The sequence below is a fragment of the Lonsdalea iberica genome, assembly GCF_002111585.1.
In the GTDB taxonomy this organism is placed as follows: Bacteria; Pseudomonadota; Gammaproteobacteria; order Enterobacterales; family Enterobacteriaceae; genus Lonsdalea; species Lonsdalea iberica.
Window position 1 is genome coordinate 1 of record NZ_LUTP01000122.1, and the last position, 902, is coordinate 902.

At 36.4% G+C, this 902-nt stretch carries 1 protein-coding gene and 1 pseudogene; both read right to left on the reverse strand.

Annotation, left to right across the window (positions count from 1 at the left end; all coding sequences use genetic code 11):
• Nucleotides 1-67 precede the first annotated feature (67 nt).
• Nucleotides 68-460, reverse strand: a complete 393-nt coding sequence (locus AU511_RS17005) for a hypothetical protein (RefSeq protein WP_094110374.1) — start codon at nucleotides 458-460, stop codon at nucleotides 68-70.
• Nucleotides 457-902, reverse strand: a pseudogene (locus AU511_RS17010) (hypothetical protein); the annotation flags it as partial. The pseudogene AU511_RS17010 and the gene AU511_RS17005, both read right to left, overlap by 4 nt.

Genomic DNA, 902 nt, shown 5'->3' on the forward strand with positions numbered 1-902 from the left:
GGGATTAACCTTTAGGCAATGGGTAATAAAAAGCCGGAAGGATCGTTAAGATCGCTTCCGGTTTTGTTTATTTAAGTGATAAATTTTTAATTCCTAATTTTCTTACCAAAGATAGCGTTTCCTCTTCTGTTCGCTTCCTGCGTTTTATTAATATAAAGCATATAAGCTTTTGGCTTTCTTTACTTATATATAATTTAAAGAAGTAAAGTTTATTTTTACCCGCTAGAATGCTAATTGTTTCACTGTTTAATTTTGAGAGTGCATTAACGGATACTTCACCACCAACAATAGACAGTCCTGTATCTTTAGCGTTCTCAATGTGAATTTTTAATTCTCGCAGTTCATCATCTTTATTTCTTTGATAAAATTTTGAAAACAGCAACTCAGAGGAAAATACTTCATTTTTAATCTCATTTGGTGAAAATTCTTCCAATAAAGATAACTCATTAAATTCTTTCATGGTAAGAACACCTCCACGTCACCACTCCGGATACCTTTAAGTAATATTTCCCTTTCAAAATAGTCATCAATAGATATATCCCATGACCACGTATCACCAGACTTAGGAGCTCCTGTTTTAACTCTTAAGATAACACCATCTTTACCTGCGAATCTTCGCGCAATATTTGGATCATCTGTCCATGAAGTGTAAGGACTATTTGCCGAAAAACCACCGAGATTATGCTCTTCTGCTGATAGTTTAGAGTTCACATTACCCGGAACCACTTTTCCTTTCATAGCATTATTCCATTCAGGATGGCCTTTATGTATCCCTCTATAGTTATATTGCCCGGGTTCTGCATCGGGTAATCTTTTTGTTGGCTTACATGGGGTTAATCCCAACGGATCGATCCAAGTCAAGGGGTTCGGCGCATAAGCGTAGTTATTCAACCCACCCAACA

Coding starts and splice junctions, on each gene's coding strand:
- AU511_RS17005 (WP_094110374.1), bottom strand. CDS start 460: ATGAAAGAATTTAATGAGTTATCTTTATTGGAAGAATTTTCACCAAAT.